The sequence below is a fragment of the Mobilicoccus sp. genome (assembly GCF_032060985.1).
In the GTDB taxonomy this organism is placed as follows: Bacteria; Actinomycetota; Actinomycetes; order Actinomycetales; family Dermatophilaceae; genus Mobilicoccus.
In genome coordinates this window covers 243235-255967 of record NZ_DAMBGD010000002.1, presented here as the reverse complement: position 1 = coordinate 255967, position 12733 = coordinate 243235, and the positions used below count along the sequence as shown (strand labels likewise).

At 72.5% G+C, this 12733-nt stretch carries 12 protein-coding genes; 5 read left to right on the top strand and 7 right to left on the bottom strand.

Annotation, left to right across the window (positions count from 1 at the left end; genetic code table 11):
• Positions 1-39 precede the first annotated feature (39 nt).
• Positions 40-312 carry a hypothetical protein gene (locus RT054_RS02875; RefSeq protein ID WP_313022096.1) on the top strand — a complete coding sequence of 91 codons (273 nt, stop codon included), beginning with the start codon at positions 40-42 and terminating at the stop codon, positions 310-312.
• Positions 313-408: 96 nt separating this feature from the next.
• Here the strand turns inward: RT054_RS02875 and RT054_RS02870 are convergent, their stop codons facing one another.
• From RT054_RS02870 to RT054_RS02860, 3 genes are read right to left on the bottom strand one after another with little or no spacing between them, the layout of a single operon-like run.
• Positions 409-1263, bottom strand: coding sequence for a cobalamin biosynthesis protein CobB (locus RT054_RS02870; protein ID WP_313022095.1), 855 nt, complete (start codon positions 1261-1263; stop codon positions 409-411).
• Positions 1260-2582: a MurT ligase domain-containing protein gene (locus RT054_RS02865; RefSeq protein ID WP_313022094.1), complete on the bottom strand. Its 1323-nt coding sequence runs from the start codon at positions 2580-2582 to the stop codon at positions 1260-1262. The genes RT054_RS02870 and RT054_RS02865 overlap by 4 nt, the downstream gene beginning before the upstream one ends.
• Positions 2583-2586: 4 nt before the next feature.
• On the bottom strand, positions 2587-3471 hold the full coding sequence (locus RT054_RS02860) for a phosphatase PAP2 family protein (protein WP_312718987.1): 885 nt from the start codon (positions 3469-3471) through the stop codon (positions 2587-2589).
• Positions 3472-3695: 224 nt separating this feature from the next.
• On the opposite strand from RT054_RS02860, the gene hemG reads away from it, so the two are divergent.
• On the top strand, positions 3696-5189 hold the full coding sequence (gene hemG, locus RT054_RS02855; RefSeq protein WP_313022093.1) for a protoporphyrinogen oxidase: 1494 nt from the start codon (positions 3696-3698) through the stop codon (positions 5187-5189).
• Complete coding sequence (locus tag RT054_RS02850; RefSeq protein WP_313022092.1) at positions 5186-6409, top strand: TIGR04053 family radical SAM/SPASM domain-containing protein; 1224 nt, start codon at positions 5186-5188, stop codon at positions 6407-6409. Before hemG ends, RT054_RS02850 begins: the two co-directional genes overlap by 4 nt.
• 6 nt (positions 6410-6415) lie before the next feature.
• Here the strand turns inward: RT054_RS02850 and RT054_RS02845 are convergent, their stop codons facing one another.
• The 3 genes from RT054_RS02845 to RT054_RS02835 all read right to left on the bottom strand — a co-directional run bounded on the left by RT054_RS02845 (position 6416) and on the right by RT054_RS02835 (position 8768).
• Positions 6416-7126: a hypothetical protein gene (locus RT054_RS02845; RefSeq protein ID WP_312718991.1), complete on the bottom strand. Its 711-nt coding sequence runs from the start codon at positions 7124-7126 to the stop codon at positions 6416-6418.
• A 20-nt stretch (positions 7127-7146) separates the two neighbouring features.
• Positions 7147-7515 carry a nuclear transport factor 2 family protein gene (locus RT054_RS02840; protein ID WP_313022091.1) on the bottom strand — a complete coding sequence of 123 codons (369 nt, stop codon included), beginning with the start codon at positions 7513-7515 and terminating at the stop codon, positions 7147-7149.
• Between the two features lie 170 nt (positions 7516-7685).
• A complete protein-coding gene (locus RT054_RS02835) occupies positions 7686-8768 on the bottom strand; it encodes a C40 family peptidase (RefSeq protein ID WP_313022090.1) in 1083 nt (360 codons plus the stop codon).
• Positions 8769-9398: 630 nt separating this feature from the next.
• Between RT054_RS02835 and RT054_RS02830 the strand changes: the two genes are divergently transcribed.
• Together RT054_RS02830 and RT054_RS02825 are read left to right on the top strand one after the other, a co-directional pair.
• On the top strand, positions 9399-10724 hold the full coding sequence (locus tag RT054_RS02830) for a M28 family metallopeptidase (RefSeq protein ID WP_313022122.1): 1326 nt from the start codon (positions 9399-9401) through the stop codon (positions 10722-10724).
• 211 nt (positions 10725-10935) lie between these two features.
• Entirely contained in the window at positions 10936-11451 is a 516-nt protein-coding gene (locus RT054_RS02825) for an O-acetyl-ADP-ribose deacetylase (protein WP_313022089.1), read from the top strand.
• A gap of 273 nt (positions 11452-11724) precedes the next feature.
• On the opposite strand, the gene RT054_RS02820 is transcribed toward RT054_RS02825, so the two are convergent.
• On the bottom strand, positions 11725-12570 hold the full coding sequence (locus RT054_RS02820) for a chromosome condensation regulator (protein WP_313022088.1): 846 nt from the start codon (positions 12568-12570) through the stop codon (positions 11725-11727).
• Between the last annotated feature and the right edge of the window lie 163 nt (positions 12571-12733).

The following is a 12733-nucleotide window of genomic DNA, read 5'->3' as shown; positions in this document are numbered from 1 at the left end:
GTGCCGCCTCGGCCACCTCATGTCCCGACGACCCCGGAGGTGTCGCACGGCTCCACGACCGCACCGGGCCCCGCCCCCCGGGACGAGGGCCGCAGCGGAGTCCGCCAGGTGCAGACCGGGCGTCTGCTGCTCGGGGTCCTCGCGCTCCTGGTCGCGATCTTCACCGCCGGGCCGGCGGTCACGGGCACCCCGTGGCTTCCCCATCTCGGCTGGAGCACGTGGTTGCTCGTCATCGGGGCCGCGTGCGTCCTGCTCGGGCTCGTGGGACTCCTCGCCGGCCCCCTCTCCCGCCGGCACCGCGACCGCGCCTGACGCCCACCGCTCCCCGAGGCCGCTCGGGTCCCGCACTCGCGTCGACCGCCCGCCCCGCGACCGCCCACCCCGGCGACCGGGGTGGGCGGTGGCGGTTCAGACCTCCCGGCCCTCCGCCGCCGCGGTGCGGAGGCGCTCGACCTGGCGCAGTCGGGCCTGGTCGGCGAGGGTGTCGTCGATGACCGCGGGTTCGAAGTCCGCTCCCGTGCGCCCGAACGACTGCCGCAGCAGCCGGTCGATGAACGCCGGGTTGGCGGGGAGCACCGGTCCGTGGAGGTAGGTGCCGTAGACGTGGTCGCGCACGGCGCCCTCGGTGCCGTCGCGCCCGTTGTTGCCCCGGCCGTAGCCGAGGGTGCCGAGGGGCTCCTGCCCCTCGCCGCGTTCGGTGGAGCCCGAGTGGTTCTCGTACCCGACGATGTCGCCGAACTCCGTCCGGAGCAGGACCGGCCCGATCATCCGGACGTCGTTGCCGCGCGTCGTGACGTCGAGGATCGACAAGCCCGGGATGACCCGCCCCGTGTGCGTGCGGAAATCGTGGCCGAAGAGCTGGTACATCCCGCAGATCATCAACATCGGCACCCCGTCGCGGGCGAGCGCGGCGAGGGTGGGGCCGATGGCGGCGAGGTCCTCACGCACCCGGTCCTGCCCGGAGTCCTGCCCGCCGCCGCCGAGGACGACGTCGACGTCCGACGGCAGCGTGCTGCCCGGATGGTGCTCGACGACGACCGCGTCGTACCCGTGACGACGGGCCCGCATCGCGAGCGCACGGGTGTTGCCGCGGTCGCCGTAGATGCTCATCTCCCGCGGATACAGGTGGACGATCGTCACCGTGCCCTTGCGCGCGCCGACCGCAGGGCCAGCGCCGGTCGGGTCGTCGATCGGCACGTCGACGAGGTCGCGGGAACCGGGTCCGTCGGCTCCCGGGGTGGGGTGCGGGGCGTGCGTGCTCACTGGCCCTCCTCGCCGAACGCGGACAGGTCGTAGCGGGCGGCGAGCACCCGACGCAGGTGCATCATCGCGGTGTAGGTGCAGAACAGCCGCAGCGGTTCGCCCGGCCGGCAGGCGAGGAACGCGTCGAGCGCCTCGTCGAGGTCGGGGATCACCGCCTCGGTGGCGACCCCGTCGTACTCGAGGCGCAACGCCATGTCGTAGGCGCGGATCCCGCTGGTGAGCGCGACGCCGCGCTCGCGCAGCGAGGCGAACGATACGTCGTAGAGCCAGCTCACGTCGCGTCCGTCGGCGGTGTTGTCGTTGATCGCGATCATCGTGGCGGCGGGGCGGCCGCCGTAGGTGCCGAGCGCGACCGTGAACCCGGCCGGGTTCTTCACGAGGACGAGTTCGAGCGTGCGTCCGTCGCCGAGGTCGACGACCTCACCTCGACCGAACGGAGGCGCGAGCTGCGCGAGCGAGGTGGCCGTCGTGGCCGGGTCGAACGCGTCCCCGAGGACCACCCGCGCGGTGGTGCTCGCGGCGGTCGCGTTGATCATGGCGGCGAGTCCCCGCTGGCGCAGGTGCACCGGGCCCACGTGCGGACCGGCACCGAACTCGACGACGAACTCCTCCCCCTCACCGGGCACCGGACGCAGCAGTCCGTCGGCCCCCGTGGGCGGCGGCGGCTCGAAGACCGTCGCGTCGACGTCGGCCTCCCGGAGTTCGGGCAGGCGATCGGCGATCGCGTCGTGCAACCCGAAGTACGTGACGGGAGCGGTCATCTGGCGGGCGTGCTTGGCGACGAACGGGTCGTCACGGTTGACGACGACCCCCCGGGTGGCCTGGACGCCGAGCCTGCGGAGGAGGTCGGCGGTGAAGTCGATCTCGGCGAAGCGGTCGAGCTGGTCGCGGGCCACGTTGAGCAACAGCGCGTGGGTCGGAGCGACGACCTTCGCGAAGTGCAGCGCGTGCGCCTCGTCGAGTTCCAGGACGGCCGCGTCGGCACTCAACCGGCCGTTCAACCCCACCTCGCCGAGCATCGAGGAGATGACCCCGCGAGTGAAGTTGCTCCCGGTCGGGTTGCTGAACACCGCCAGTCCGTGCGCGCGAAGGATGGCGGCGAGCATGCGGGTCGTCGTCGTCTTGCCGTTCGTGCCGGTGACGACGACGACGTGCGGCACGTCACGCAGCGCCGTCGCGAGGAACCGCGGGTCGATGCGTTCGGCGAGGAGCCCGGGCATCGCCGAACCGCCACCACCCCGTAGGCGTGCGGCCACGCGGGCCGCCTTGCCGGCGAGCACGGCGAGGGGCGTACGGGGGGCGGCTGTTCTCCGGGGCACGGCGTCAGCCTAACGGCGGCCGGGCACGGTTCTTTTCGGACACGGCGGGCGGGGCCGGCAGGGCGTCGAGCCCCGCGGAGACGAGGGCGACGAGGGTCGCACACACGACGCCCATCGCCCCGAGCACGACTGCGCCGACGACGACGTTCGAGGTCTCGCCGTGAGTCACCATCCCCGCGAGGAGCAGGAACACCCCGGCGAGCAGCGCGCCGGCGAACGCCGGCAGGGCGTGGCGGCGCAGGACCGACCCGGTCGGGGACTCCACGCGGATCGGTCCGGTCCAGGCGGCGTCGACCCGGCGGGACGTGCGGTCGGCGAGCAGCAGTCCGAGGCCCGCGAACACCGCGCACACGCCGTAGGCGGCGATGACGTCGCTGGGTCGGTGCCAGCGCTGGAGGAGGACGGCCGCGCCGGTGAGGGTCCCCGCCCCGGCGGCCAGGAGGGCGACCACGCGCCGCCATCGGGCCGGGACGACGAACAGTGCCGCGAGGACGAGCGAGGTGACGACGGTGACGTGACCGCTCGGCAGGGTGTTCTCCGAGCCGATGCCGTGGTCGGGGCGGGGCAGGCCCGCCTTGAGGATCTGGGTGGCGACGTTCGCGCCCGCGACGAGGACGATCGCGGCGAGCCCGCGGGACGTGCGTCGGCGGGCGAGGGCGAGGAGCACGGCGATGACGAGGACGACCGCGATGAACTCGACGCTCACGAGGCCCAGCCACTCCTCGAGGATCCGGGACGTGCGCCAGGGCACGGCCACCGACCACCGACTTCGCTCGTCGGCGCGCTGCCCGAGGTGGGTCCACACGACGAGGACGACGCACGCCGCCACCGCCAGCCCGCCCAGCGCGACCAACACCCGGCCGACCCGACCGGTTCCCCACCCGCTCATCCCTGCGTGCCTCCACCCCTCGTCCGGGACCCGCGGAGCCGACGTGGCCCCGAGTGTTCGACCCCTCTCCACAAGAGTGCCGTACGCAGCGGCAACCTCCGGCCCCGGCACGGACGCCTGCGCGTCGGCACACCCCTGAGGTCTGGGTGGGGTCGGCTCCGGGACCCCCGATGGGTCGTCGGTGGCCGGGGATACGCTGAACTCCCTGAACGAGGAGGACTGCGGTGTCGGAAGTCGAGTCGGGCGGGCGGTGCCGCGTCGCCGTGGTGGGCGGCGGGGTGAGCGGCCTGCGCGCCGCGCGACGCCTCGCCGAGGCCGGGGCGGAGGTCACCGTCCTCGAGTCCTCCCCGCGGCTCGGTGGACAGATCCGCACCGTCGAGGTCGCCGGTGTCCCCGTCGACGCGGGTGCGGAGGCGATGCACCTCGGCGCGCCCGGTGTCGCCGAGCTCCTCGATGCGCTCGACCTTCGCGAGGACATGGTGACGGCCCGCCCCGGGGCGTCGTGGATCGTCACGCCCAAGGGGCTGCGCCGGCTGCCGGCCGGCGTGGGGCCCGCCGGGCCCACGCGCCTGCGACCCGTCCTGCGCAGCGGGGTCATGACGGTACCGGGGCTCGTGCGCGCCGGGCTCGAACCGGTCCTCGCCCGCACCGCCGGCACGACCGACCTCTCCCCCGGTCACGACCGCTCGGTCGGGGAGTTCGTCGGGTCGCGGTTCGGCGCCCAGGTCGTCGACCGGTTCGTCGACCCCCTCCTCGGAAGCCTCCACGCCGGTGACGTGCGCGCGTTGAGCCTGCGCGCGACGGCGCCCTCGCTCGTCCCCGCCGCCACGACGGGCCGGTCGCTCGTCCGCGGTCGGCGACCCTCGCCGCGCCCGAAGCCGGGGGTGGCCGCGGCCCCGCCGATGTCGTTCGTCTCCTGGAGCGCGGGGCTGCAGCGTGTCGTCGACGCCCTCGCCGACGGGCTGGACGTCGCGACGAACGCGCCGGTCGAGTCCGTCACCGCCGCGGAACCGGGTGCGGTCCATCGCTACCACCTCGTCGTCGGCGGCCCGACCCCGCGCACCCTCGACGTCGACGGCATCGTCCTCGCGACCCCCGGCGACGTGGCCGCCCGGCTTCTCCGTCACCTCGCCCCGGCGGCCGCGTCCCCCCTCACGCAGACCGACCGGGCATCGGTCGCGACGATCGTCCTCGCCTATCCGCGCCGGGTCGTCGACGCCCTGCCCGCGTTCCGCGGCACCGGGGTGCTCGTGCCCTCGAGCGTGGGGTCGCTGCTCAAGGCGGCGACGTTCCTCACGACCAAGTGGCCGCAGCTCGACCACCCGGAGTGGTACTTCGCCCGTCTGTCGGCGGGTCGCGCCGGCGACGCCCGCCTCGCCGGACTCGACGACGACGAACTCCTCGCCCGCGTGCGGCGCGACCTGCGCACGTTCATCGGCCTCGACGTCGCGCCCCGTCACGTGCACGTGCAGCGGTGGCCCGACGCGATGCCGCAGCTCACCGTCGGTCACCCCGACCGCATGACCACCGCTCGCGCCGCGCTGCCCGCCGGCCTCACGATCACCGGGTCGTCCTACGACGGCGTCGGCATCGCCTCGTGCCTCACCGCCGCGGCCCGCGCCGCGGACACCCTGCTCGACCAGCTCGCCGAGCTCGACCGCTCCATCCCGTCCACTCGGCCCGACCGCACCGCCGCGCAAGGAGACACGCCCGCATGACCGCCGCACCCGAGAGGGCCGTCCGCCGCCTCAAGCACGACATCGACGACCGACCGATGATCGTCATCTGGGAGGTCACCCGCGCCTGCCAGCTCGTGTGCAAGCACTGTCGCGCCGACTCCCAACCCGTCGCTCACCCCGAGCAGCTCACGACCGCGCAGGGCAAGGCCCTCCTGCGCGACATCGCCTCGTTCGGCAGGCCGCTGCCGATCGTCATCCTCACCGGCGGTGACGCGTTCGAGCGACCCGACCTGCACGAGATCATCTCCTACGGGTCCTCGCTCGGGCTGCACATGGCACTCTCACCGTCGGTGACCCCCAAGCTCACCCGTGAGGCGGTGCGCGAGATGCACGCCGCGGGCGCCAACTCGATGTCGCTGTCCCTCGACGCCGCGCGCCCCGAGACCCACGACGCCTTCCGTGGGATCTCGGGGGTGTTCGACGCGACGATCCAGGCCGCGCACTGGATGCGCGAGGACAAGGTGCGGCTGCAGGTCAACACCACGGTGACCCGTGACACGGTCACGCAGCTGCCCGACGTCCTGCGGCTCATGCTCGAGGTCGACGCCTCCCTGTGGAGCCTGTTCTTCCTCGTCCCGACCGGCCGAGGGCAGCGCCTGCAGACCCTCGATCCGCCGCAGATCGAGGACGTCCTGCACTGGATGGCCGACATCTCCGACATGATCGCCGTCAAGACCACCGAGGCCCCGCAGTACCGCCGGGTGCTCACCCAACGGGCCCGGGCGAGCGCCGAGGGCCGCGACCCCCGCGAGCTCGAGCACCGCGGCGACACGTATGCACAGCTCACGGCCGGGACGGAGCGGATGCTCGCCGAGCGCGCCCAGGAGGGTCACGCCCGACCCAAGCGGCCACCGCGTCCGCCGATCGACATCAACTCCGGCCGCGGGTTCGCGTTCGTCGACCACCGCGGCAACGTCTACCCCAGCGGCTTCTTCCCCCAGCACTGCGGCAACGTCAAGGATCTGGGCTTCACCCGCATCTACCGGGAGTCCGACCTCCTGCGCTCGCTGCGCCGCCCCGACGGGTACCACGGCAAGTGCGGCGTCTGCGAGTTCAACCAGGTCTGCGGCGGATCGCGCTCGCACGCCTACGCCGTCACCGGCGACATCCTCGGCTCGGACCCCACCTGCGGCTACATCCCCGAAGCGATGCGCGGCCCCCACGAGCGACCCGGCCACGCCGTCATCGCACCGGCCTGAGGTCACTCAGGTCGATCGGGACAGCACGCCCAACCGCCGGGCGAGGAGCAGGCACATCACCGACCAGGGCACGAGCGAGCCGACCCCGAAGGCGAGTCCGACGGGGCCGGCCACCGTCGACGGCACGAGCATGAGCACCCCGGAGGCGAGCGCCCACACCCCGGTCGCGCGAGAGAACAGCGACGAGCGCAGCAGCGCGGACGCGAACAGCAGCAGCACGATCGCGCCGAGTTCGTAGTAGACGAGGAAGGCCGTCCCCTTCCACGCCGCGAGCTGCGCCTCGCCCGCAGCGAGGAGGACGAGGCGATCCTGGCCGGTGGCGTCCGCGTACCGTCCCGCGAGGTGGAGGAGTTCGACCGCGGGGTTGGACGCCATGTACGACGCCATCTGGAGTACGCCCAGCACGAGCGCGATGGTCACGACACCTCGGTGCTCGCGCCACAGGCAGATCGCGAGGGCGACGTAGAGCAGCAGCACGAACACGTTGTTGACGACGTACAGGGCATCGAGCGAGACGAGTCCGAGCAGCGGCTCCCGGGCCATGAGGTCGAGCACCTCGGGGGCGGTGTGGGGCGGGGGCCACACCGCGAAGACGACGAGCTGGACGACGATGAGCGCGACCGACCCGAGCGCCGCTGCCGCGCCCGTGCGCACGGTGCCGCGCCAGGCGGCGACCTCCGGCTCCGAGATCGGTCGAGGAAGCGGCGGCGCGCTCATCGTCGTGGCCTCGGACGGGCTCAGACGGCGGGGGTGAAGAAGTACGTCGTGTGCTCGACGATGCGGTCCCGGGCGTTGTCGAACCGGAAGAACGCGGCGAACCCCATGGTCGTGCGGCCGCCCTCCTTGAGTTCGCCCTCGAAGGTGCCGTGCGCCGCGGCGGAGGTGCCGTCGATGACCACCTCGCGGATGACGTGCCGCCCGGAGGCGAGCTTGCGGCCGCGGGTGTAGTAGTCGCGGAGGCCCTCGAGACCGGTGATCGGCGGGTAACCGGGGCGGCGGTAGAGGATCTCGCCGCCGAAGTAGTCGAGTGCCGCGTCGATGTCGTCGCGATCGAGCGCGTCGTAGTAGCCCTGCACCGTCGCCCGCACCGAGGACTGCTCCGCCATCATCCGCTCCTTCGATCGACCCGGTTGGTGCGCCCAGACTACGGCCGTCCGCACCACAGGTGCCGCCTCGACCCTCCCGACTCGACCCGACCACGAGATCGCAGCCGACGATGTGGTGAGGGGGCTGTCATGACGACCTCCTCACCACATCGTCGGCTGCATCCTCGGCGTCAGGGGATGACGCGGACGGCGCCGGCGTACTCACCCTTGGTGTCGTACTCGCTCAGCGACATCACCTCGACACTGCGGGCGGAGTTCGGCGACTGGAGGATCATGTCGTCGCCGAGATACACGGCGACGTGCCGGATGCGGCTGCCACCGGGCGTGGACGCGAAGAAGACGAGATCGCCGCGGCGCAGGTCGGAGCGCTCGACCTTGGGGAATCCCGAGGCGTTGAGCTGCGGACCGGAGTCGCGCGGCAGCGTGATGCCGTGGTGGTGGAAGATCGTCGAGGTGAAGCCGGAGCAGTCGAAGCCCCACGCGCTCACGCCCGCCCAGAGGTAGCGGAGCCCGAGGAATCGCAGCCCCGTGGCGATGACGTCCTCGACGGTCGGCGTCGGGGGCTTCCGGCCCGGGGCGCGGAGGGCGACGTCCCGCCGACGCACGAGGGCCCACCCGCCTCCGGGGATCGCCACCCGGACGACACCGTGCCCGGCGCCGAGCACCGGGAGTGCGGTGTCGAGCGAGACCGGGAGTCCGCGCCGGCCGCCCAGCGGCGTGCCGTACAGCCGGGCGCGTGAAGCCCTGACGATCGCCGTAAACGTCGAGGACGTGAGCTGCGCGAATCGCTCGTCGGCGACGAGCTGGCACACCGGGACCCACCCCGGGTACCCGCGAGGGTCGCGCGGGGTGGGCTGGTCCACGACGAGGATCCTGGCCCAGTCGCCGTCGATGCGGTCGACGATCACCCGACGCCCGAACATCGCCTGGGTCTCGAGCTTGCTGCCCTCGCTCAACCACGCGCGGGTGGCGGTGTCGGGCATCGCCGCGTTCCAGGCGTCGAGGTCGACGGGGTTCGTGAGGGACGGGCGGTCGAGCGGCCTCGCGAGACGTGGTTCGCTCCACGCCGTCGCCACGGACACCTGCACGAACGCGGTGACACCGGGAACGATGCCGGTGCCACCGGGCCGCGGGAGATGACGGCGGGCCGGGCCCGGGGCCGCCGAGGCCGGGTTCGCGGCGCCCACGGTGAGGGCGGCACCGGCCGCACCGGCCAGGAGCGCACGGCGTGAGATGTCGGAGTCATGGGTCATCGGTCTGTCCTCTCGGGTCACCGCCGGAGGCGGCATGGACATGCGGGCCGACATCGGACCGGCGACACCACCCACCCCGGCGCGCGCAGGTCCGCGAATCCATCATGACCCCAGAGGGGTTCACGCCCGCGCCCACGAGCTCCCCATCAGCGCGCCGGACCTCGGCCCGGGGAGAGGACGCCGACCCTCACCGTCGTCGGCGACACGTTCCCCACTTCTGTCCGCTGAGACGGGCGACACCCAGGTGCAGCGCCGTCTCGTCGCGGAGGCAACGTGCTTCGAGACCACAACTGAGACGTGGATCACAAGGTCACGACTCGGTATCGACCAGGACCGCATCTCCCCACCTGTCTATCGCCACGGTGACGAATCCCCCTACGGTGCCTGACACCGAGCCGCAACCGCGGCCCAGAGTCAGGAGAAGCGCGTGAGGAACCCCCGCCGTACCACCACCGTGCCCTGGTCGTCACCGGCCTGTCCTTCACCGGCGTCGCAGCGGCGACGGCCGCCCCGGCCGTCTCGACGTCCACCAGCTCCGCGGTCACCACCGCGACGACCCGCGAGCCCCCCGGCAAGGACGACCTGCAACGCTCGGCCAAGCTGCGCCGCCAGGTCAGCGCCGACTCCGTGATGGCGCACCTCCGGCGGTTCGAGGACCTCGCGAAGGCGAACGGCGGCAACCGCGCCGCCGGCACCCCCGGGTACGAGGCCACCGCCGCCTACGTCGAGAAGGAGCTGAAGAACGCCGGGTACAAGCCCACCCGGCAGTACTTCGAGTTCCGCTTCGAACAGGTCACCAGGACGAGCCTCACGCAGGTCAGCCCGCAGCAGCGCAGCGTCGAGCACAACCCGATGTCCTACAGTCCCGGCGCGCCGGTCGGTGGCATCACGGCCGACCTCGTCGTCCCCGCCGTCGCCACCGGCTGCGACGCCGCCGCCTGGCAGGGGGTCCAGGCCACCGGCAAGATCGCGCTCGTCCAGCGCGGCACGTGCTCCTTCGCCGTCAAGTCGCAGATGGCCAAGGCCGCCGGCGCCTCCGCCGCGATCATCTACAACAGCACCGACGACGCGCTGAGCGGCACCCTCGGCGGCCCCGCCCCCGACTACGTGCCCACCACCGGCATCACGAAGGCCGAAGGAGAATCCCTGCTCGCCGCCACCAAGGCCGGTCCCGTCAGGATGACGTTCGTGCTCGACAAGATCATGGAGCAGCGCAAGACCTTCAACATCATCGCGGAGACCCCGTGGGGCAGCTCCGACAACGTCGTCATGGTGGGCGCGCACCTCGACTCGGTGACCGGCGGCCCCGGCATCAACGACAACGGCTCCGGCTCGGCGGCGATCCTCGAGGTCGCCCGGGAACTCAACAAGCAGAGCAACATCCAGGGCAACCTCAAGCGCATGCCGAACAAGGTGCGTTTCGCCTGGTGGGGTGCGGAGGAGATCGGTCTGCTCGGCTCGACCCACTATGTGAACGACCTCGTCGCCACCAAGCCCGACCAGCTGAAGAAGATCGCGACCTACCTCAACTTCGACATGGTCGGTTCCCCGAACTACATCATCGGCGTCTACGACGCCGACCAGTCGACCTACAAGGCGCCCGTGCCGGTCCCGCCGGGCTCCGTCGCGACCGAGAAGGTCTTCACCGACTACTTCCACGCCGTCAAGCAGCCGTGGGTCGACACCGAGTTCTCGGGGCGCTCCGACTACCAGGCGTTCATCGTCAACGGCGTTCCCGCCTCCGGCCTGTTCACCGGTGCCGACGGCAAGAAGAGCGCCGAGGAGAAGGCCCTGTTCGGCGGCACGGTCGGGGAGACCTACGACCCGAATTACCACACGCCCCAGGACGACCTGACGAACATCGACAAGACGGCGTTGGAGATCAACAGCGACGCGATCGCGCACGCGGTGCTCACCCTCGCCACCAGCACCAAGGCCGTCAACGGCCGCAGCTGATCGAGCCGGGTCCGCCCGGATCACTCCGCGCCGGGGTGGGGACGACTGTCGTCTCCACCCCGGCAGGGTGCGCGGAGCCGACTCCGACAGGCAGGCCCCTCCCGGTGTCCTCGTCGGGCGTCTAGGGTGCGAGTTCGGACGTTCGGTCCGCGCGACGGACGACGACGGCGCACAACCCCCTCGCCCTCGACCCCAGGATCGGCAGGACCCCATGGACATCGTGCTCGCGCAGGGTGACATCACGACCTACGACGTGGACGCGATCGTCAACGCCGCCAATCACTCCCTGCTCGGAGGCGGGGGCGTCGACGGTGCCATCCACCGGGCCGGCGGGCCGGCGATCCTCGCCGAGTGTCGGCTCATCCGGCAGGAGGAGTGGCCCGAGGGTCTGCCCACCGGGGAGGCCGTCGTGACGACCGGGGGCGACCTGCCCGCGCGGCACGTCATCCACACCGTCGGACCCACCTGGGCGAAGACCGAGGACAGGTCCGACCTCCTGCGGTCCTGCTACCGCACCAGCCTGCGCGTCGCCGATGAGATCGGTGCGAGGACGGTCGCGTTCCCACTCGTGTCCGCCGGCGTGTACCGCTGGCCGAAGGACGACGCCGTGCGCCTCGCCGTGACGACCCTGCGCGACACCCCCACCCAGGTCACCACGTCGACCCTGGTCCTCTTCGACCACGCCACCTACGAACTCGCCCGGCAGGTGGTGGCGGGCCTGACCTGACCGAGGGTTCGTGCAGGGCCCACCCCGAGACCGACGACCGCGTGTCCTCCCGGCTGCGCCTCGTGGCGTGCGTCCACCGGGACATCGGCGCAGCACGGTGTCCCGGCTGGGGATCCGTGCCTCCACCCGGGCGAGGCGCTCCGGCTGTCGTCCTCCGAACACCGTTCCTCCTCCGGCCGTGCCCACCCCGCGGCGAGCCCCGGCCATCGTCGCGCCTCCTCGTCGCCTCATCGCCCGTGGCTTCCTTCCCCGGGCGCCACGTGACTTACGCCCTCAGATGCGGCTCAGGCACCACGAGGTGACGTCGCACTGCCCTTCGTCGCCACCCGTGGCGAGGACGGTGCCGTCGGCGCGGACCCCGACGCTGTGACGCGAACCGGCCGCGACCGCGACGACGTCACGCCACGACGAGACGTCGCACTGTCCGTGCTCGTCGCTTCCCGCGGCCATGACGCGGCCATGACCATCGAGCCCGAGCGTGTGGTGGCTGCCCGCGGCCACCCCGATGATGTCGCGCCAACGGCCCACCTGCGTCGCGCCGGAGCGACCGTCGCCGGCCGCGCACACCCGCCCGTTCGCCGTGACCGCGACCGTGTGCAGGTATCCGGCCGAGATCCCCCGGACGTCACGCCAGCCCCCGACATCGCACTGCCCACGACTCCCCAGCCCGGCGGTCACGACTGCGCCGTCCGCGCGCAGCCCGACGGAGTGCCAGTCCCCCGCCGACACCGCGACGATCTCCCGCCACGCGCTCACGTCGCAGGCGCCCTCCGAGCTCCGACCCGCGGCAAGCACGGTCCCGTCCGCTCGAGCGCCCAGGCTCCGCCGCCACCCCGCGGCGACAGCGACGACCGCGGCCCACTCGTCCACCTCGCACTGCCCGGCACCGTTCCACCCGGCCGCGACGACGCTGCCGTCTGCGCGCAGCCCCAGCGTGTGCGAACGGCCGGTGTTCCTCGCCGCGTGCACGCTGCCCGCGGCCACCGCGACGATGTCACGCCACTCCTGAACACGGCACTCGGGCTCGCCGGGTATCCCGGCCGTGACCACTGTTCCCGCCGACGTCACCGCCACCGTGTGCCGGCGCCCTGCCGCGATACGCCCGAACAGCGTCCTCACCTCCCCGCAGCCGTGGAGAGCTTCGGCCGCACGCGTGGCTCACTCCCACTCGCGTTCACGGTCGCGGGAGTGAACCACTCCCTGCCCACCGACGCGCGAATGGTCCCGGCCGCACCCGCGGCTCACTCCCACTCACGTTCATGGTCACGGGAGTGAACCACTC

What these genes read in the sequence shown, in the direction of transcription:
- RT054_RS02850 (WP_313022092.1), top strand. Translation starts at nt 5,186, where the DNA reads ATGACCGCCGCACCCGAGAGGGCCGTCCGCCGCCTCAAGCACGACATC.
- RT054_RS02825 (WP_313022089.1), top strand. Translation starts at nt 10,936, where the DNA reads ATGGACATCGTGCTCGCGCAGGGTGACATCACGACCTACGACGTGGAC.
- RT054_RS02830 (WP_313022122.1), top strand. Translation starts at nt 9,399, where the DNA reads ATGGCGCACCTCCGGCGGTTCGAGGACCTCGCGAAGGCGAACGGCGGC.
- RT054_RS02845 (WP_312718991.1), bottom strand. Translation starts at nt 7,126, where the DNA reads ATGAGCGCGCCGCCGCTTCCTCGACCGATCTCGGAGCCGGAGGTCGCC.
- RT054_RS02840 (WP_313022091.1), bottom strand. Translation starts at nt 7,515, where the DNA reads ATGGCGGAGCAGTCCTCGGTGCGGGCGACGGTGCAGGGCTACTACGAC.
- RT054_RS02860 (WP_312718987.1), bottom strand. Translation starts at nt 3,471, where the DNA reads ATGAGCGGGTGGGGAACCGGTCGGGTCGGCCGGGTGTTGGTCGCGCTG.
- RT054_RS02835 (WP_313022090.1), bottom strand. Translation starts at nt 8,768, where the DNA reads ATGACCCATGACTCCGACATCTCACGCCGTGCGCTCCTGGCCGGTGCG.